Raw genomic sequence first — 20708 nt, 5'->3', positions numbered from 1 at the left:
CATAATTAAGTGTTCCTTATCAAGCGTGAGGGACTCGTGAGTCACCCTGTCACGCTTAATAGAGCAAAGCTAAGCCGCTGGCAATAAGTTTTGTTCAAACTCATTGAGCATATGTTTAATAAATTCAACGCGTTCTCTACGATCAACCAACGGTAAAGTAAACTTGAACTTAGTCGGACCATCCATCGAAAATTGTTGTGGTTGCGCTTGTAGCAGCTTAACCAAAAACATAGGATTGATGTCAGCATTCGGATAAAACTCAATGTAACCGCCTCGTTCATGGGCTTCTATTTTACGAACTTTTAGCCGTGCTGCGTGCAGTTTCAGTTGTGATATTGTTAATAGATTTTGAGTGGCTTCTGGTAGGGCGCCAAAACGGTCAATTAACGCAACTTTCACCTCAGTCAATGCCTCTTCACTATCGACACTGGCGATTTGTTTGTACATCGACAATCGCGTGTTGACGTCGGGCAAATAGTCCTCTGGCAACAGTGCAGGAATACGGATTTCTACCTCGGTTTGCTCGCGCAGTAACTCATCTAGCGAGGGCTCTTTACCGGATTTTAGGGCTTCAACCGCTTGATCGAGCATTTCCATGTACAAACTAAAGCCAACGGATTGAATTTGCCCACTTTGCTCGTCGCCTAATAACTCGCCAGCACCACGAATCTCTAAATCGTGCGTGGCTAAGGTAAAGCCAGCGCCTAAATCTTCTAATGAGGCAATGGCTTCGAGACGCTTCACTGCGTCTTTGGTCATGGCTTTAGGAGGTGGCGTTAACAAGTACGCATAGGCTTGGTGATGAGAACGTCCGACACGCCCCCGTAGCTGGTGTAACTGTGCTAATCCGAGGTTATCCGCGCGGTTCATGATGATAGTATTCGCCGTCGGTACATCGATGCCTGTTTCTATGATGGTGGTACACACCAAGACGTTGTATCGCTGGTGATAAAAATCATTCATGATTTTTTCCAGTTCACGCTCTCTCATTTGACCGTGTGCGACGGTAATCCGCGCTTCTGGAATTAACGTTTCTAAATCCGTCGTCACCTTATCAATGGTTTCGACTTGGTTATGCAGAAAATACACCTGACCGCCACGCATGATCTCACGCAATATGGCTTCGCGAACGACGCTACTTTCGTTTTGACGAACAAAGGTTTTGACCGCTCGACGACGAGCGGGTGGGGTGGCAATGATCGACAAGTCACGCATCCCACTCATGGCCATATTCAAGGTTCGCGGAATCGGAGTAGCCGTTAGCGTTAAAATATCGACATCAGCGCGCATGGCTTTGACTTTTTCTTTTTGGCGCACGCCAAATCGATGTTCTTCATCGACAATCAGTAAGCCTAAATCGCGGAATTTTAGGTTATTGGAAAGTAACTTGTGCGTTCCGACCACAATATCGACTTTGCCTTCTTCGATATCGCTCATAATGGCTTTTTGTTCTTTCGCTGATTTAAAGCGCGATAAAACTTCCACTCTGATCGGTTGATTGGCAAAGCGATCTCTAAAATTATCAAAGTGCTGCTGAGCTAACAGGGTGGTTGGCACTAAAACGGCGACTTGTTTGTTATTATCGGTGGCTAAGAACGCCGCGCGCATCGCCACTTCTGTTTTACCAAAGCCGACATCGCCACAGACCAGTCGATCCATCGCTTTTGCTTGGCACATATCAGAGAGGACGGCATTGATCGCCATCGCCTGATCATCGGTTTCTTCAAAAGGAAAGGTGGCGGTAAAGTTGGCATAGGCTTCTCTGTCCAGTTTAAATGGATAGCCTGGTTTGAGCTCACGCTTGGCATACACATCCAGCAGTTCTGCGGCCACATCGCGGACTTTTTCCGCCGCGCGTCGACGCGCCTTCGCCCAGGTTTCTCCGCCCAATTTATGGATGGGGGCACTGTCTTCGGCGCCGCCAGAGTAACGACTGATTAAATTCAGCGATGAGACGGGAACATAGAGTTTCGCTTCGTTTTGGTACTCTAACGTGACATATTCGGTCGTCATGCCGCCCGCTTCTAGGGTTTGTAAACCTAGGTAACGTCCGATGCCATGATCAATGTGAACGACAGGCTGACCGGGTTTAAGCTCGGCTAAGTTACGGATCACCGCGTCACTATTGATATTTTGTCGGTTGTTTTTGCGACGACGTTGCAATACACGCTCGCCTAAAATATCGCTTTCGCAAATGAAGGCAAGTGGCGCATCGTCGTACACAAAACCGTGCTCAGTGTAGCCGGTAATCAAGCAAAGCTTGGCTTTATCATTCAGTGCATCAGTAAAAGACGCAAAGTAAGTCGGGCGCAGTTTTAAAGGGGCGAGCAGCTCCAGTAGCGCGTCACGTCGGCCTTCCGATTCGACGGAGAAAACCAATTTCCCGCTGAAGGATTCACAAAACTTACGCAGTTTAGAAAACGGTTCTTTTTGTTGCTGATTAACACTGAGATCGGGTAACGCTTGCAGGGGTATATTATGGCGGCCAGTTTTGGCTTGGACGGCGTCCACATCAAGTTGCACAACTGGCCATTGTTTGAGTGCACCAAACAGTTCGTCTTTCTTCAGCCAAAGTTCGTCCGGAGGCAGTAACGGGCGCAGTGGATCCACATTACGCTGGTCATAGCGCATTGCGGTATCGGTCAAGAAATGATCGACGGATGGTTCCAGCGTGCCTAAGGTCAGAATTTGGGTATTGTCTGGCAAATAATCAAACAGTGTTTCGGTTTCATCAAAAAACAGTGGCTGCCAGTATTCGATACCCGCGGGCCAAGTCCCTTTCGATACCTGCATGTAAACCGACTCTGGCTCCCGGCGTGCATCGAAACGTTGGCGCCAATGATTACGAAATTCCTCGATGGCTTCGTTCGTAGTTGGAAACTCATGGGCGGGCAATAAGCAGACATTGTCGATTTCATCGATAGAGCGCTGGGTTTCAGGATCAAATGTGCGAATGGTATCGACTTCATTATCAAAAAAATCAAAGCGATACGGTATATTGCTCCCCATGGGGAATAAGTCTAGTATCGAGCCTCGACTGGCGTACTCTCCGGGACCAAACACTTGATCAACATGGCGGTACCCCGAGTTTTCAAGCTGCTGACGCAATTTATCGAGAGAAAATTCGTCGCCGCGCTTCACGATTAACGTGTTTTGCAGTAAGTAACTGCGCGGTGATTGGCGCTGAAGTAAGGTGCTGACAGGCACAATGGTCAGCCCTTGCTTGAGATTAGGCAGTCGGTATAAACGGGCAATACGGTCAGAAATGATTTCTTGATGAGGAGAGAAATGATCGTACGGCAAGGTTTCCCAATCGGGGAAGAGTGCCACTTCCGCTGCTAAAAACTGTTCAATTTCATGTAAAATTCGTTGCGCCGTTTGTGGATCGGGCACGGCTAAAACGGTATGACTGGTGTGAGTTTTAGTCAGTTCTGCGATCGCGAGTGCAAGACTGGCGCCTGGTAAGTTGGCGTTGATTTTTTTGTCGCCTGCGCCGCTTGACGCAACGAGTGGCAATAATGTCTGTGTTGTCATATGACTTGTTATTATTTATTCCGGTCGAGTGAACGTTGACGTAGTAATTTTTGCTGTTGATGCAAAGCGCTCTTGATCAAGAGATCTTGATCGATTTCTCTTAGTAATTCGTATCTTACCGTAATTTTGTAGCCTTGTTCATCTTCTTCACAGTGCGTTATCACACCATAACAATAAATGGCCGCCGCGGGATACTCCAAAAACAGTTTTGCTCTGACTCGTGAGTGGACAGGTAACGCTTCATCCGCTAAATAGGAAAACTGACTGGCACCAAAGGTTGTCGTTTTATAGCGCAAGCCTTCATTGTCTTGTTGAGAGAGCATGAAGGTTAATAATAAATTCAATTTCGCGTTCTGTGTGTCAAGTAATTGGCAAACATGACTAAAACTGTTGTTTTTAAGCTCGGATTTCGCCTGTTCAGTGAGAGAGTCTAAATGACTGAATTCACTGGCCACGATGAATGGCGTTGGAATTTCTGACTCGAATCTTTCTACCGTTGGCAACGGAACTTCTGGGCCAAGTGGCTCTACATTAATAGTGAGGGCGTGATGTACGATAAAAAATTCTTGGTCGTTCATGTTAGATTCCTGCATTGTGCTTGTTTTGATTATCGTCATACAGCTCAACTAATCAAGCCAGTGAAGCCGGATAAACGTGAAAGACCTCGTCTCTTACAGAGATTTAGCAAAGAAAAGCTACACCCTGAGCCGGATTCCCGTTACAGTATCGCCATTCAAGTAGTATGGTTTGTATTATGTTTCATCCAATTTCAACCTTTATAGGGCTGCGATACCTGAGAGGTCGTTCTGGCGATCGCTTTAGTCGCTTCGTTTCCTATATGTCCACGACGGGGATCACCATTGGTGTGATGTCGTTAGTGACCGTGCTTTCAGTGATGAATGGTTTTGAATCACAACTGAAAAGTCGCATTCTCGGAGTCTTACCACAAGCGGTGGTGTCACAGGACTACGATAAAACAGCACGCACCAAAACACCACCAGAGTTTGTTCGTCAATTATCGACGGCGAGAGCCCCTGAGCCGATCGTGCGCAGCGATGCGGTTATCCAGAGCGCCAGCGAGTTGAGTGCCGGTATGTTGATTGGGATTGAGCCGCAAGACCACGATCCTATTGCACGTTATCTGATTGGCGGTAGAGTCAGTGATTTAACCTCGGGGACGTATCGTGTGTTTCTTGGACAAAGTTTAGCGCGCCAATTGAATGTGAAAATTGGGGATAAGGTGCGTTTGATGGTCACCAGTGCCAGTCAGTACACGCCTTTTGGCCGGATCCCGAGTCAGCGTAATTTTCGCGTTGCTGGATTGTTTAATACTGGCTCTGATGTGGATTCTCAACTGATCATCACCGATTTGTCTGATGCGGGACGCTTACTTCATTATTCGACCCAAACCATTTCAGGATGGCGTTTGTTCTTTGATGACCCATTTGTGGTCGGTGAATTGTCTCACCATTCATTACCGCATGGTTGGCATTGGAGTGATTGGCGATCGCAACGAGGTGAACTGTTCCAAGCCGTCGGCATGGAAAAGAATATGATGGGTCTCATGCTGGGTTTAATTGTCGGCGTTGCGGCGTTTAATATTATTTCCGCACTGATTATGGTGGTGATGGAAAAGCAACCAGAAGTGGCGATTTTAAAAACTCAAGGTATGACTGACCGTCAGGTATTAGCGATCTTTATGGTGCAAGGCGCCAGCAGTGGCGTAATTGGCTCATTGGTGGGCGGCGTATTCGGTGTATTACTCGCCGATAACCTTAATACGATTCTCCATGCCGTTGGTGTGGATCTGTTTGCACTGGGCGGCGCACTTCCTGTGGTGATTAATCCATGGCAAATTGCCATTGTTATCGTATTGGCCATTCTTTTGAGCTTATTGGCGACTCTCTTCCCATCTTACCGAGCATCCACTGTCAAACCCGCTGAGGCTTTACGTTATGAATAATTTATTATCTTGTCAGAATGTGTATAAAACGTATCAAGAAGGCGAGTTCCAAACCCAAGTATTGCAAGGGGTGACCTTTGACATGAAACCGGGAGAGTTGGTCTCGATTGTCGGTTCATCGGGGTCAGGCAAAAGTACGTTGCTGCATGTGTTGGGTGCGTTAGACGATATTTCTGAAGGTAGTGTATCGTTCCTTGATCATGATTTGAGTCAGTTGAGCTCGAATCGTCAAGCCAAAATTCGTAATACCCACTTAGGCTTTGTCTATCAGTTTCACCACTTGTTGAGTGATTTTACGGCGTTAGAGAATGTGTCGATGCCACTGTTGATTGGTGGCATGAAAGTGTCACAAGCCAAGCAAACGGCGCAGGCTCTACTGGAACGGGTTGGGCTCGGACATCGTACTGAGCATCGGCCATCTGAATTGTCAGGCGGGGAAAGACAGCGTGTCGCGATTGCACGCGCGCTGGTTAATAAACCGGATTTAGTGTTGGCGGATGAGCCAACAGGGAATTTAGATCATCAGACCGCATTGTCCATTTATGATCTGATGCGTGAATTAAATCAGGAGTCTGGAACGGCATTTTTGGTCGTGACTCATGATACGCAACTTGCGGCAAAAATGGATCGGCAGATGTTCATGCAAGATGGATTGCTTGTTGAAACGAAGAAGGAGGCGTAAGTGTTCTCCAGTCTCTCGCTTTTTATTGGCCGTCGGTTTAGCCGCGGCAAGCAACGTAACAAAATGGTTTCGTTTATCTCCATTTCTTCTACCATTGGCATTGCCGTAGGCGTTGCGGTCATTATTATTGGATTGTCGGCGATGAACGGCTTTGAGCACGAGCTCAAAAATCGCGTGCTTTCCGTTATTCCTCATGGTGAATTCGAAGGGGTAAAAGGTCCAATCGAAGATTGGCAATCGATCAGTACTCGTGCGCAAAGTAATCCTCATGTATTGGCAACAGCCCCTTATGTACGTTTTACTGCATTGGCTGAGCGTGGTAAGCAGTTAAAAGCGATTCAAGTCCGTGGCGTTGATCCTAAGCAAGAAAGTCAGGTTTCGAAATTATCACAGTTCATCACCAACAAGGCATGGCAACACTTTCAACCTGGCCATAAGCAAGTCATTCTTGGTAAGGGAGTGGCGGATAAACTCGGGGTGAAAGTGGGCAATTATATTACGCTCATGATCCCTAAGACCAATAACATTGGGCGAGTGGAAGCGCCGCAACGTGTACGAGTCAAAGTCACCGGCTTGTTAGTGTTGAATGGGCAGATTGATCATAGCTTAGCCTTATTGCCCATTGAAGATGCGCAGCAATACACGATGATGGGCGACAAAGTGACTGGCGTGGCAATAAAAGTTGATGATGTTTTCCATGCCACTCGGATTGTGAAATATGTCGGGCAGCAACTGAATCAATATGTGTATTTGCGTAGTTGGAAACAAAAATACGGCTATTTATACCGTGATATCAATATGGTCCGCACGATTATGTATTTGGTGATGGTGTTAGTGATTGGTGTGGCGAGCTTTAATATTGTCTCGACGCTAATGATGGCGGTCAAGGATCGTGCCTCCGAAATTGCTATCTTACGTACCATGGGTGCCAATGACGGCTTGATTAAACGTGTCTTTGTTTGGCAGGGCGTTTTCTCCGGTGTACTGGGCAGTCTTGTCGGAAGCGTAGGCGGCGTATTGCTGGCTTGGAACTTAACCGCGATTGTCAATGTGTTGGAAGAGATTGTCGGACATCATTTCTTATCCGGTGACATTTATTTTGTCGACTTTTTACCGTCGGAAGTACATCTCACCGATGTCATACTGGTGTCTGGAACCGCGATTGTCTTAAGTTTATTAGCCACCTGGTATCCCGCTAAGCGAGCCAGTCAACTCAACCCTGCTCGGGTATTAAGTGGCAAATAAAATCACGCTAAAATAAAAAAAGGACCCGCCAGGGTTAATGCCGATCAGTTAAGACTAAAATGATCGGTTGAAGGATCCATCTAACGTGTCAAAATCCGAGTGTATTCATGCACTCGGATTTTTTTATGTTTTTAAGACAAGCACTTAACCAAGTACACAAATTTTCTGCTGAACAACTTTCGGGGTTATCTGACCTACTTTCCCCTGAACTCATTTCGCAATGTTTAGAAGATACCGGAATTACCACAGTTCGTAGACGAAGATTGCCTATGGAGATGATGGTATGGAGTGTCGTTGGGATGTCTTTATATCGTCACTTGTCTATGGAGAAAGTTGTGTCGAAACTGGATATCCTCCTTCCAGGTAAGAAGCCATTTGTTGCTCCAAGTGCCGTCATCCAAGCCAGACAACGGTTGGGCTCCGATGTCATGAAATCCGTTTTTACTCAAACACAGAAAATTTGGCATGATAAAACGCCTCATCCAGACTGGCATGGACTCACGCTTCATGCAGTCGACGGTGTCGTCTGGCGAACGCCAGATACGAAAGAAAACGGTGAGACATTCAGTCGGACTCGGAATCAAAAGTGCTCGTCCGAATATCCTCAAGTGCGCATGGTCTGCCACATGGAGCTGACTAGTCATCTTCTAAATAGCGCTTCGTTCGATTCCACATCAACAAGTGAAGTGGACCTAACAACGGAGCTCATAGAGCAATCACCAGATAATAGCCTGACTATCTTCGATAGAGGTTTTTATGCGCTAGGGCTTTTACACCGTTGGCAGACAACAGGGACAGAAAGACATTGGCTAATTCCCATGCGTAAAGGGGCGCAATACACGACACTTCGCCAATTAGGACGTGGTCAAGAGCTGGTTGAGTTAACGCTATCCCCACAAGCGAAGAAAAAGTGGCACGATGCACCAGAAACACTCGAGGCTCGATTAATCACCAAGACGATAAAGGGGAAGGAAGTTCGGTTATTAACCTCAATGACAGACCCCTTGCGTTACCCAGGGCAAGACATAGCCGAGCTATATAGCCATCGGTGGGAAATCGAACTTGGTTATCGAGAAATGAAGCAATATATGCTGCAAAACACCCTAACCCTAAGAAGTAAAAAGCCTGAGCTAGTAGAACAAGAATTATGGGGCATGCTGCTGGCTTACAACTTACTTAGGTTCTTGATGTGCCAAATGGCTTACGATCAAAACAAGGTCATGCCTTACCAGATAGGGTTCAAACAAGCTTCGTTGTTCTTAATAGGGCAATTACAGCAACTGCCGTCAGTGGCACCGGGAAGGATCCCGGAGGTGATGAATTACATCTTAGATATGGCTGAGAGTTTTACGCTGCCAGAAAGGAGAGAACGAAGCTATTCAAGAGCAGTAAAAAGAAGGCCCAGTCGCTATGCGACCAGGCCTTCTAAAAGATGTTAAATGCCTCTTAACTTACAAGCATTACCCGCCAGGGTCCTTTTTTTATTGCTGGATGAAATGGTATTTAGGGCTTGCAAGAAAAACTGCTCGGTCACTCGCGTCGCTTACCTTGGCCTATCTGTTTATTCCATTCAGTCCAGTAAACTCTCTCAACACGGTTCAGTGTGAGGCTCGATACGTGGCGATTTACAATCTAGCGGCTTTATTATGTTGACGTTTCTGCCAACTACGGACGACAGAATAACGCCACAGGCCAAGAATCCCAAAATATCCGATGACGGAGGCAACAACGGCACAAATACCACTACCAACAAACAAAGGAACGACGATGGTATGGAATTGATCTTGTAAAAATTGCCAACTGAGCTCGAAATGAAACGCTTGAGACGGAATATGCATCACAAGAGCGCCTAACTTGTAAGTGAAATAAAAAATCACTGGCATCGTAATCGGGTTGGTAATCCAAACCAGAGCAATGGACAACGGTAAGTTCACACCAAACATCACCGCTAAACCTGCCGCCATGATCATTTGACTTGGCAGAGGAATAAACGCCATAAATAAACCCACAGCAAAGGCGCCAGCAGCAGAACGGCGGTTTAAGCACCACAGATTGGGGTTATATAACAAGTTGCCGAAAATTTTTAATGCCTTTTGGCGTTTGATGACGTCATGGTTAGGCATTAACCGCTTAATTAATTTCCTAGGCATGGGGGCTATGACTCGCTTATTCTCTAATTGGACGTTGATGACATTTGTACTCACGGTGATGTCTTCACCTTTATGGCCACCGATTCCTGGTTGGGGAGCGGTATGGAGTACTGTGATTTTTGTTGTTGTGAGCTCCGTCATACCAAGGTTGCGTGTGTGTGTCGGTATGGCAATTGCAGTGTTGCTGATCTTAACACATTGCCAGTTAATGCGAGTACAAAAACACGTAATTTTTCAATCCGAAAGCCCTATTTGGATCGAAGGTCGGGTAAATCAGGTTTTTGCTTCTTCACAGTCTGGATTCCGAGGGCCGATAACCATTACTGCCATCAACCATGTCGCCCTTTCTTGGTGGCAGCGACCCACGATAAAGTTGTTCTCTCCTATAAGAGTTTATCCGGGGCAACAAGTTCAGTTTTCTGTGACGATTAAGCCAATTTATGGGCAACTCAATGAGGTTGGCTTTGACTATGAAAAATACGCCATTAGTCAGGGGTGGGTGGCGCAAGGGCGTGTGACGAATCAGGGCCGCTATCAGATCCTCACTCATTATTCCCTGTTATCCACATTGTATCAAAGGGTCAGCCTCGCGACACACAACTCACCCGCTCAAGGTTTGATATTGGCGTTGCTATTTGGTGACCGCAGTTTGCTCTCGACGGAGCAATGGCAAGCTTTGCGTAATAGTGGTTTGTCCCATTTAGTGGCGATCTCTGGATTACATATCGGCATCGCGTTTGGTTTTGGTTTTTTACTCGCACAATTACTCAGCCGTTTTCATCCATCGTTATTATGGACCCCGTGGTGGGTTGGGTTGAGTATGGCCAGTGGCTATGCATGGTTAGCTGGATTTACCTTACCGACGCTGCGTGCTTTGCTGATGTGCCTGACCATGGTTGTTATTTTACGATTGCGTTTGCATGTTACGACGCTCTGGCGGTTATTATTCATTCTTGCCTCAGTTCTGACGGTTGACCCGTTTGCCAGTTATTCGAGCAGTTTTTGGCTGTCGTTCAGCGCGGTGATCGTTATTCTTTATTTGACCAAACGCCCAACATTCCCTGTTCGCTGGTGGTGGCAAATGCTGTGGTTGCAAGCGGGTATTTCTTTGTTGATGCTGCCGATTAGTATTGGTCTGTATCACGGCGTAAGTTATGTATCACTGCTATTTAATCTTATTTTTATTCCTTGGTTCAGTTATATCGTGATGCCACTGCTCTTTATGGCGTTGGTTTGGCTTGTGTTATCTCTACCCGGGTACGCTTGGCTCTTGCAGCTTGCTGAGCAGACATTGTCACCGGTGCTGACGACGCTGCATAGCGTTCCCTCAGGTTGGCTATCGGTCAGTGATACGATGATGTGGGTGGTGGTCGGTGGGCTGGTTGTGTGGCGTAGCCGAGATTGGTTAAGGGGACCGGCCATTGCGGCGTTACTGACCATTTTTATGCTGGCATGTTTTCACCAACCGAAGTTGTTGCAATGGCGAATGGATGTGCTCGATGTCGGTCATGGTTTAGCCATACTGATTCAACAAGGAAATCGCGCGTTGGTTTTTGATACTGGCGCCAGTTGGCAAGGTGGCAGTATGGCGCAAAGTGTGATTTTACCGATACTCGCGAAACGAGGGATAGCATTAGATAGTATTGTCATCAGTCATATGGATGACGACCATGCAGGGGGCTTGTCTGTATTGCAGCGGGAAGCGCCTGATGCTCGGGTGTTCACCAGTCAATCGTTGCCGAGTAGCCAAGCGTGTTTACGTGGAATGAATTGGTGGTGGGGCTCCTTGAGTATTGAGGTGTTATGGCCACCGAAACGCGTGACTCGGGCCTATAATCAGCATTCTTGTGTGGTACGTGTCCGTGATATGTATGGGCATTCAGTACTGATGACTGGCGATGTGGAAGCGGTAGGAGAATGGTTATTGGTAAGAAACCAATCGCATTTAACGTCTCAAGTCATGGTGGTACCTCATCATGGCAGTGCGACGTCCTCCACTCAACAATTGATAAAACGGGTTTCGCCAAAGTGGGCACTGGCATCCATTAATAAAGGAAACCGCTGGCGATTACCTTCTCCTCATATTGTCAAACGCTATCAACAATCGGGAGCCACATGGTTGGATACGGGATCCGCGGGACAAATTTCGGTCTTTTTTCATCCCAATGACATGAGAATAATGACGAAGAGGTTAGATGATAACCATCGATGGTATAGGCAGATGCTGCGTAACGGGTTAGAATAGGGAGAATTTTTTAACCAGTGATATTATTTCTATGTCGATAAATACTGACGAAACCACTTGGCAAACCTTCAAACGTTTATGGACTTACATTCGTAAGTATAAATCAGGGTTGTTTGTCGCGACTATAGCGCTAGTTATTAATGCGTTATCAGATACTTATATGATGTCACTGCTGAAGCCCTTGCTTGATGACGGGTTTGGCAAAGCAGAATCAGACTTTCTAAAAACACTGCCCTTTATTGTGATGGGGGTTATGGTCCTACGTGGCGCTAGTGGCTTTATTTCTACCTATTGCTTGAGTTGGGTCTCTGGGAATGTGGTGATGATGATGCGCCGCTCGGTATTTTATCAATTCATGCACATGCCGGTCAGTTTTTTTGATAAAGAATCCACGGGTAGCCTGTTGTCGCGCATTACGTATGATACCGAGCAAGTGGCCAATGCGACCAGTCGGGTCATGGTCAGTATTGTGAGAGAAGGCGCCAGTATTGTCGGCTTACTCGCGCTGATGTTTTGGCATAGTTGGCAGCTGTCTTTGGTATTGTTAGTGATTGCGCCTTTGGTGGCGGTCGCGATTGGTGTGGTATCTAAACGCTTTCGTAAAATCTCTAAAAATATGCAATCCGCAATGGGGCGTGTCACCGAGTCCGCCGAGCAAATGCTCAAAGGCCATAAAGTCGTATTAAGTTACGGTGGTCAGGAAGTGGAAGCGGAGCGTTTTGACAAAGTGAGTAATCGCATGCGTCAGCAATCGATGAAACTGGTTTCTACGCAAGCGATAGCCAACCCATTGATTCAGATGATTGCGTCATGTGCGGTGGTAACGGTGCTATTTCTCGCCAGTTACGATGACATTCGAGCCACTTTGACCCCGGGAACCTTTACGGTTGTCTTCACTTCAATGTTCATGTTAATGCGTCCAATTAAGGCGCTAACAGGCGTGACATCGCAGCTACAAAAAGGGGTGGCCGCGAGCCAGACGTTATTTGCGTTTATGGATATGGATCGAGAAAAAGATACGGGCATGTATGAGGTGGACTCAGTCCGAGGTGATGTGTCAGTAAAAGATGTCACTTTCACGTATGGCACGAAAGAAACGCCAGCACTAAAGAATGTGTCATTTGATATTCCTGCGGGTAAAACAGTGGCCTTGGTAGGACGCTCTGGCTCCGGCAAATCGACGATTGCCAACCTATTCACTCGTTTCTATGATGTGGATTCTGGCTCCATTGAGCTTGATGAGCATGATATTCGCGATTATAAGTTAAAGAACTTGCGCTGCCATTTTGGTTTAGTCTCGCAAAATGTGCATTTGTTTAACGATACCATCGCTAACAATATTGCTTACGCTGCCGAGAATGACTACACCCGTGAACAAATTGAAGAAGCGGCACGCTTAGCTCATGCGATGGAATTCATTGAGAACATGCCGCAAGGGCTGGATACCATGATTGGCGAAAATGGGACGAGTTTGTCCGGTGGTCAGCGTCAACGTTTGGCGATTGCTCGTGCACTTTTACGTGATGCGCCTGTGCTGATTTTAGATGAAGCCACCTCGGCTTTAGATACGGAATCAGAACGTGCTATTCAGGCGGCATTGGAAGAATTGCAAAAGAATAAAACCGTATTGGTGATTGCTCACCGTTTATCAACTATTGAGAACGCGCATCAAATACTGGTGGTCGATGACGGTCATGTCATTGAACGAGGTTCTCATAAAGAGTTGATGGCCAAAGGTGGAGCGTATGCGCAATTGCATACGATTCAATTTGGTGAGAACGCGTGATTAATAAATTATGGTTTAAAAAAACGTTTTTCTACTATGTGATGTGGCCAATATTGTGGCCACTGAGCCTTATTTATCGCATGGTGAGTCAATCACGGCGTAAAAGTTATCGTAAGGGTAATAAACCGACATATCGTGCTCCTGTACCTGTGTTGGTGGTGGGAAATGTAACCGCGGGCGGGAATGGCAAAACCCCGACGGTGGTTTGGTTGGTTGAAATGCTCAAGGCGCAAGGCCATAAGCCTGGCGTGGTCTCCAGAGGCTATGGGGGAAAAGCGCCACAGTATCCGGTGTTAGTCGATGATACGACGGCGACACAGCATTGCGGCGATGAACCAAAACTGATCCAACAACGCACAGGGGTCCCTGTTGCGGTCGATCCCAATCGGTCGCAAGCCGTGCAAACCTTACTTGCAAACCATGATGTGGATATTGTGATCACGGATGATGGTTTGCAGCATTATGCGTTGGAACGCGATATTGAGTTTGTCGTTGTCGACGGAACGCGACGTTTTGGCAATCAGAAGTTATTACCCCTAGGGCCATTGCGAGAACCCATCTCGCGTCTTACGAAAGTCGATTTTATTGTGACGAATGGTGGCATCCCTAAGCAAGGTGAGATTGCCATGACCTTGAAGCCTAACCTAGCGATCAATTTAGTGACGGGGGAAGCGCGTCAAGTCAATGAGTTACCACAATTGGTCGCGATGGCGGGAATTGGTCATCCTCCGCGCTTTTTTGCTACTTTGCAGGGGCTGGGGGCGAAAGTGTTAGCTCAAGAAGGCTTTGCCGATCATAAAGCATTTTCACAATCAGAGATCAATAGCTTAAGTGCGAAAGGTCAGCACTTAATTATGACCGAAAAAGATGCGGTAAAATGTCGTGACTTTGCGCAGGATAACTGGTGGTATTTGCCAGTGTCTGCTGAGATCAGCGCACGTGATACGCAGCGTATTATGAAAAAAATTAATGAGGTAACAGAACGTTATGGATCATCGACTTCTTGAGATTGTGGCTTGCCCTGTGTGCAAGAACAAATTGGCATACGATAAAGAAAAACAAGAGCTGATTTGTAAGGCTGATCGCCTTGCCTATCCCATTAAAGCAGGTATTCCCGTATTGCTAGAAAGCGAAGCTCGCTCAATGGGTATGGACGAGGGACGTTAAATGGCCTTCACGGTAGTGATTCCAGCCCGTTATCAATCGTCGCGTTTGCCGGGTAAGCCTTTAGTGGATATCGCAGGCAAAACAATGATTGAACGCGTGTACTCGCAAGCGTGTCTTGCAGGCGCAGAACATGTCATCGTGGCGACGGATGATGAGAGAATCGCCAGCGTTGTCAGAGGGTTTGGTGGGGATGTATGTATGACGTCTCCTGAGCATCAGTCAGGCACTGAGCGATTGGCTGAAGTGGTTGAACTTAAAAATATTGCCCCAGATACGATTGTCGTCAACGTTCAGGGTGATGAGCCGTTGATTCCCCCTCAAGTGATCAAGCAGGTTGCCAGTAATTTACATCATTATGCCGCTCCAATGGCGACGTTAGGCGTGAATATTTCTGATCCAGAAGAAATATTTAATCCCAATGCAGTGAAAGTCGTGACCGATAAATCAGGGTATGCCATGTACTTTAGCCGTGCTTCTATCCCTTGGGACCGAGAGCATTTTGCTACTCAGCAGGTGATACAGCCAGTACTGCGTCATATTGGGATTTATGCGTATCGTGCTGGGTTTATTTCTACGTACCTTAATTGGCAGCCAAGCCCATTAGAGCAGATTGAGAGCTTAGAACAATTGCGTGTTTTATGGCATGGTGAAAAAATTCATGTTGATGTCGCATCAGTCACCCCACCTGCGGGAGTGGATACACCAGCGGATTTAGAAGCCGTCAGACGTCATGTGCTTCAGGAATCTTGAGGCATCAAAACAAACGGGTTGTGGGTTAAGACGATGACCGTTTTATAGGATGATCACTTTATAAAAAGGCGCTTTCCAATGGAAAGCGCCTTTTTATGGTTTGACTTGTTGTTTGGTGTACCGAGAGATTAAAAAAGCAAGCGTGTTATTCTCATTCACGTTTGGGGCAGGTCGCGAGCAACTCTCTGCGTCCGGTTTCTTTTACTTCCTCTAACTTTACTTCGAACCCCCATAAACGGTGGAGATGTTTCAGTACTTCTTCGTAGCTAGAATCCAGTGGAATTCGGTCTTGTGGAACGTATTGCAGCGTTAATGAACGATCACCACGGATATCGACATTGTAGACTTGGATGTTTGGCTCAAGGTTACTGAGGTTATACTGATCGGCTAATTTCTCGCGGATCGCTTGATAACCTATCTCGTCATGAATGGCATTCACTTCAATGAAATTCTTGCGGTCATCATCCCCAATTGAAAACAGTTTAAAGTCACGAATCACTTTCGGTGACAGATATTGGCGGATAAAACTCTCGTCTTTAAAGTTATGCATCGCGAAGTGCACGGCGTCCAACCAATCTGTGCCCGCTAAGTTAGGGAACCATTCATAATCCTCCTCAGTTGGCTGTTCACAGATACGTTTAATATCTTGGAACATAGCAAAGCCAAGAGCATAAGGATTGATACCGCTGTAGTAAGGGCTGTTATATGGAGGTTGGGCAACGACGCTGGTATGACTGTGCAAGAACTCCAAAATAAATTTATCTGAGACAACGCCTTCATCGTAAAGATAATTCAAAATCGTGTAGTGCCAGAAAGTAGCCCAACCTTCATTCATCACTTGTGTTTGCTTTTGGGGATAGAAATATTGGCTGACTTTTCGCACGATGCGAACAATTTCCCGCTGCCAAGATTCGAGCAGTGGCGCATTCTTTTCAATAAAATAGAGAATGTTTTCTTGTGGTTCGCTCGGGAAACACGGAATATCTGGGACTTCTTTTTCCATCTTAGGCACGGTGCGCCACAGCTCATTGACTTGAGACTGTAAATACGCTTCGCGTTCTTCTTGACGCGCTTTTTCTTCGGCAATGGAGATTTTTTCAGGGCGTTTATAACGATCCACGCCATAATTCATCAGCGCGTGACAACTGTCGATGAGCGCTTCTACTTCCGCTTCTCCATATCTTTCTTCGCAGCGGTGAATGTATTTCTTCGCAAACAGGAGATAATCGATAATAGAAGACGCATCGGTCCACGTTTGGAAGAGATAGTTGCCTTTGAAGAAAGAATTGTGCCCATAGCAAGCATGCGCCATAACGAGTGCCTGCATCGTCACCGTGTTTTCTTCCATGAGGTAGGCGATACAAGGATCAGAGTTAATCACGATTTCATATGCTAACCCCATTTGGCCGTGTTTATACCCTTGTTCAGTTTGAATGAATTTTTTACCAAAAGACCAATGATTATAATTAATCGGCATCCCGATGCTTGAATAGGCATCCATCATCTGTTCTGAGGTGATGATTTCTATTTGGTTGGTATAGGTATCTAAACGGAAATGTTCGGCCGCTTGACGAATTTCAGTATGATACTGTTCGAGCAGATCAAAGGTCCAATCGGGGCCATCTGGCAGTCTTTCACGTTTGGACGCGTTTGCTGTTGACTCGGAGTTTTGGGTTTTTGTCGCCATACACTCGTCTCCCTATGCGGTCTCTTTTTGGAACAATTCACGAAATACCGGATAAATGTCTTCGACACTGCGAATATTTTTAATCGCAAAGTTCCCAAAGGATTCTTGTAGTTTTTCGTATTCGTGCCACAGCGTTTGGTGTGAACGCCGTGTGATCTCGATGTAGGCATAATAACGGCACTCGGGGAGTAAGGTGTCACTCAGTAACTCTTTACAGCGAGGTGAGTCGTCTGCCCAGTTATCACCATCAGACGCTTGCGCGGCATAGATATTCCATTCGTTCAGTGGGTAGCGTTTAGCAATGATGTCTTGCATGAGTTTGAGTACGCTAGAGACAATCGTGCCCCCAGTTTCTTGTGAATAAAAGAACTCTTGTTCGTCGACCTCTTTTGCTTGCGTATGATGACGGATATAGACAACTTCTACGTTTTCGTATTTACGGGTAAGAAATAAGTATAAGAGGACGTAAAAGCGTTTGGCGATGTCTTTGGTGGCTTGATCCATGGAGCCGGAGACATCCATTAAACAAAACATCACTGCTTGGCTGGATGGAATGGGGCGTTTCTCGTAATTCTTAAAACGTAGATCGAAAGTATCGATGAACGGGACCGATTCAATTTGGTGGCGCAGCGCTTTAATTTCCTCTTGTAAACGGCCCTCTTCAGTGGCTTGCGCAGGTTCTTGATGTTGTAATTGCTTTAATTCGGCTTCCAGTTCTCGCATTAAGCGGCGTTTGCCAGCCGTCATTGCGGTGCGGCGTGCCAGTGATTGTTGTAAAGAACGAACGATAGCAATGTTCGAGGGAATCCCAGCCGTTTGGTAGCCAGAGCGATGACTTTTCCACTCGGTAATTTTGCTGACTTGGTTTTTTTCCAAATTGGGGAGCTCTAAATCTTCAAAAAGCAGATCGAGATACTCATCTTTGGAAATTTGGAAGACGAAGTCGTCTTGGCCTTCGCCATCTTGGCTGGCGTCGCCTTCACCGGAACCGCTGCCCCCTTGTCCACCAGAAGGGCGCTCGATCCTATCACCACGCGTAAATTGATCATTGCCAGGATGAACGCGTTGACGTTCACCGCCTTTTCCTTGATGAAACGACGGCTCTTTGATGTCTCGATGTGGAATGGAGACATCTTCCCCCGTGTCAGTGTTGGTAATGGAGCGACGGTTAACCGCATCCGCTACGGATTCTTTGATTTGTTCTTTATAACGGCGTAAAAAGCGCTGGCGATTGATCGCACTTTTATTTTTACCATTTAATCTTCTATCAATAAATTGCGCCATGCATTCCCCCTTATACGTCACCACGCTCAATGGAGGATGAGCGTGATGCCGAATACCGTAGCCAGAAGACATATTGGGGCCTCTGGCTAGGGTTAATCAATGGATGTTATTACGAGGATTTGCGTACTCGTAAATACCATTCAGAAAGCAAGCGAACTTGTTTTTCCGTATAGCCTTTTTCCATCATACGAGCCACGAAGTTATCGTGCTTTTTCTGATCCTCGGAAGAGGTTTTGGTATTAAATGAAATCACTGGCAACAGTTCTTCGGTATTGGAGAACATTTTTTTCTCAATTACCGTACGCAGTTTTTCGTAGCTGGTCCATAGTGGGTTTTTCCCACTGTTATTGGCGCGCGCCCGAAGTACAAAGTTAACGATTTCGTTACGGAAATCTTTTGGATTACTGATCCCGGCTGTTTTCTCAATTTTTTCCAATTCACCATTGAGTGATGAACGGTCAAAGAGTTGGCCGGTTTCTGGATCGCGATATTCTTGATCTTGAATCCAGAAATCTGCATAGGTGACGTAGCGGTCGAAAATATTCTGACCATACTCAGAATAAGATTCGAGATAGGCGGTTTGAATTTCTTTACCGATAAATTCGACATATCGAGGAACCAGATAGCCCTTCACAAATTCTAAATAACGCTCTGCAATATCTTGTGGGAATTGTTCGCGTTCAATTTGTTGCTCAATCACGTAGAAAAGATGAACTGGGTTGGCGGCCACTTCAACATGATCAAAGTTAAACACTCGGGATAGAATTTTAAAAGCAAACCGAGTCGAGAGCCCTGACATGCCTTCATCAACGCCAGCATAATCTCGGTACTCTTGATAACTCTTCGCTTTTGGATCGGTATCTTTGAGTGTCTCGCCATCGTAAACCCGCATTTTGGAAAAAATCGAAGAGTTTTCTGGGACTTTTAGACGCGAGAGCACGCTAAATTGCGCAAGTAACTCAAGGGTGCTTGGGGCACATGGTGCGTGAAATAATTCACTATGCTCAAGCAGTTTTTCGTATATTTTGACTTCTTCTGAGACCCGTAAACAATAAGGGACTTTGACAATATAGACGCGGTCTAAAAACGCCTCGTTGTTTTTGTTATTGCGAAAGGTTTGCCACTCAGATTCATTTGAGTGGGCCAAGATCATTCCATCGAAGGGCAGTGCGGATAAGCCTTCGGTGCCGTTGAAATTACCTTCTTGCGTCGCGGTTAATAAAGGATGCAAGACTTTAATCGGCGCCTTAAACATTTCGACAAATTCCATCAAGCCTTGGTTCGCACGACACAACGCCCCTGAGTAGCTATAAGCATCTGGATCGTCTTGTGAGTAATGCTCGAGTTTGCGGATATCGACTTTGCCGACCAAAGCAGAGATGTCTTGGTTGTTTTCATCGCCAGGCTCGGTTTTGGCTATGCCCACTTGATCGAGTATGGACGGCCGCACTTTGACGACTTTAAATTTGGTAATATCGCCACCAAATTCATGCAGGCGTTTGGCGGCCCAAGGTGACATGATTGAGCGCAAGTAGCGCTTTTCAATACCATATTCTTGTCGTAATAACTCACCGTCTTCATTGACATTAAATAAGCAAAACGGGTGATCATTGACCGGACTGCGCTGTCCATTTGCTGAAAGCACATAGATAGGTTGTTGCTGCATGAGTGCTTTCAGTTTTTCTGCTAACGACGACTTACCGCCACCGACAGGGCCAAGCAAATACAAAATTTGTTTACGTTCTTCAAGACCCTGAGCAGCGTGTCGTAGATAGGAGACGATTTGTTCAATGGCATCTTCCATACCATAGAACTCTTTGAAAGGCTCATAGCGAGCAATTACACGATTAGAAAAAATTCGACTTAGACGAGGGTGCTTAGATGTATCCACCATTTCGGGTTCACCGATGGCTAGTAGCAAACGCTCTGCTGCATTCGCATAAGCACTTTTATCATCTTTACATTGTGCTAGAAACTCTTGTATTGATAACTCTTCATCCTTGGCGGCTTCATAGCGTGCCTGAAAGTGGTCAAAAATACTCATAGTGATTCCCCTCTAATAATGTCGGTTGACGTAAACCGCGAGCAACGCAATTCGTCCACTCTTTAATCCTAGTTCGGCTTGTTCTATTTTGCTTAACAATTATGCATTTATTTACATTCGCGAGTGGCATTATGCTTCATGCGGCCCTAAGATTACTGTCGTGAATGTTAG

The 20708-nt window shown here is 46.2% G+C and carries 15 protein-coding genes; 9 read left to right on the top strand and 6 right to left on the bottom strand.

Going from position 1 to position 20708, the window contains the following annotated elements:
• Positions 1-69: 69 nt before the first annotated feature.
• Positions 70-3534: a transcription-repair coupling factor gene (mfd, locus tag EAE30_RS13170; protein ID WP_123016332.1), complete on the bottom strand. Its 3465-nt coding sequence runs from the start codon at positions 3532-3534 to the stop codon at positions 70-72.
• Between the two features lie 11 nt (positions 3535-3545).
• Complete coding sequence (locus EAE30_RS13165; protein WP_123016331.1) at positions 3546-4112, bottom strand: PilZ domain-containing protein; 567 nt, start codon at positions 4110-4112, stop codon at positions 3546-3548.
• 176 nt (positions 4113-4288) lie between these two features.
• Here EAE30_RS13165 and lolC point away from each other — a divergent pair, with 176 nt between their 5' ends.
• The 4 genes from lolC to EAE30_RS13145 all read left to right on the top strand — a co-directional run bounded on the left by lolC (position 4289) and on the right by EAE30_RS13145 (position 8863).
• On the top strand, positions 4289-5497 hold the full coding sequence (lolC, locus tag EAE30_RS13160; protein WP_164711864.1) for a lipoprotein-releasing ABC transporter permease subunit LolC: 1209 nt from the start codon (positions 4289-4291) through the stop codon (positions 5495-5497).
• A complete protein-coding gene (lolD, locus tag EAE30_RS13155; RefSeq protein WP_123016329.1) occupies positions 5490-6179 on the top strand; it encodes a lipoprotein-releasing ABC transporter ATP-binding protein LolD in 690 nt (229 codons plus the stop codon). The genes lolC and lolD overlap by 8 nt, the downstream gene beginning before the upstream one ends.
• Positions 6180-7424, top strand: a complete 1245-nt coding sequence (gene lolE / locus EAE30_RS13150; RefSeq protein WP_123016328.1) for a lipoprotein-releasing ABC transporter permease subunit LolE — start codon at positions 6180-6182, stop codon at positions 7422-7424.
• A gap of 125 nt (positions 7425-7549) precedes the next feature.
• Positions 7550-8863: an IS4 family transposase gene (locus tag EAE30_RS13145; protein ID WP_123017376.1), complete on the top strand. Its 1314-nt coding sequence runs from the start codon at positions 7550-7552 to the stop codon at positions 8861-8863.
• Positions 8864-9049: 186 nt separating this feature from the next.
• Here EAE30_RS13145 and EAE30_RS13140 read toward each other — a convergent pair whose 3' ends face one another.
• Positions 9050-9574 carry a DUF2062 domain-containing protein gene (locus tag EAE30_RS13140; RefSeq protein ID WP_123016327.1) on the bottom strand — a complete coding sequence of 175 codons (525 nt, stop codon included), beginning with the start codon at positions 9572-9574 and terminating at the stop codon, positions 9050-9052.
• 7 nt (positions 9575-9581) lie between these two features.
• Between EAE30_RS13140 and EAE30_RS13135 the strand changes: the two genes are divergently transcribed.
• The 5 genes from EAE30_RS13135 to kdsB are packed head-to-tail and all read left to right on the top strand — an operon-like array spanning position 9582 to position 15522.
• Positions 9582-11819, top strand: a complete 2238-nt coding sequence (locus EAE30_RS13135; RefSeq protein WP_164711863.1) for a DNA internalization-related competence protein ComEC/Rec2 — start codon at positions 9582-9584, stop codon at positions 11817-11819.
• A gap of 31 nt (positions 11820-11850) precedes the next feature.
• Positions 11851-13605: a lipid A ABC transporter ATP-binding protein/permease MsbA gene (gene msbA / locus EAE30_RS13130; protein ID WP_123016325.1), complete on the top strand. Its 1755-nt coding sequence runs from the start codon at positions 11851-11853 to the stop codon at positions 13603-13605.
• The gene (gene lpxK, locus EAE30_RS13125) at positions 13602-14612 is read left to right on the top strand and encodes a tetraacyldisaccharide 4'-kinase (protein WP_123016324.1); all 1011 of its coding nucleotides are present in this window, start codon (positions 13602-13604) and stop codon (positions 14610-14612) included. Before msbA ends, lpxK begins: the two co-directional genes overlap by 4 nt.
• Positions 14593-14772, top strand: a complete 180-nt coding sequence (locus EAE30_RS13120) for a Trm112 family protein (RefSeq protein WP_123016323.1) — start codon at positions 14593-14595, stop codon at positions 14770-14772. The genes lpxK and EAE30_RS13120 overlap by 20 nt, the downstream gene beginning before the upstream one ends.
• The gene (gene kdsB / locus EAE30_RS13115; protein ID WP_123016322.1) at positions 14773-15522 is read left to right on the top strand and encodes a 3-deoxy-manno-octulosonate cytidylyltransferase; all 750 of its coding nucleotides are present in this window, start codon (positions 14773-14775) and stop codon (positions 15520-15522) included. It begins immediately after the preceding gene.
• 151 nt (positions 15523-15673) lie between these two features.
• Here the strand turns inward: kdsB and EAE30_RS13110 are convergent, their stop codons facing one another.
• The 3 genes from EAE30_RS13110 to EAE30_RS13100 form a co-directional block, all read right to left on the bottom strand.
• Complete coding sequence (locus EAE30_RS13110) at positions 15674-17209, bottom strand: SpoVR family protein (RefSeq protein WP_123016321.1); 1536 nt, start codon at positions 17207-17209, stop codon at positions 15674-15676.
• 12 nt (positions 17210-17221) lie between these two features.
• Positions 17222-18493, bottom strand: a complete 1272-nt coding sequence (locus EAE30_RS13105; RefSeq protein ID WP_123016320.1) for a YeaH/YhbH family protein — start codon at positions 18491-18493, stop codon at positions 17222-17224.
• A gap of 109 nt (positions 18494-18602) precedes the next feature.
• On the bottom strand, positions 18603-20537 hold the full coding sequence (locus EAE30_RS13100) for a PrkA family serine protein kinase (protein ID WP_123016319.1): 1935 nt from the start codon (positions 20535-20537) through the stop codon (positions 18603-18605).
• Between the last annotated feature and the right edge of the window lie 171 nt (positions 20538-20708).

Origin of the sequence: Vibrio zhugei (assembly GCF_003716875.1) — a bacterium.
Lineage (GTDB): Bacteria > Pseudomonadota > Gammaproteobacteria > Enterobacterales > Vibrionaceae > Vibrio > Vibrio zhugei.
Note: the sequence above shows the minus strand (reverse complement) of the source record. Positions and strands in the feature narration are given on the sequence as shown.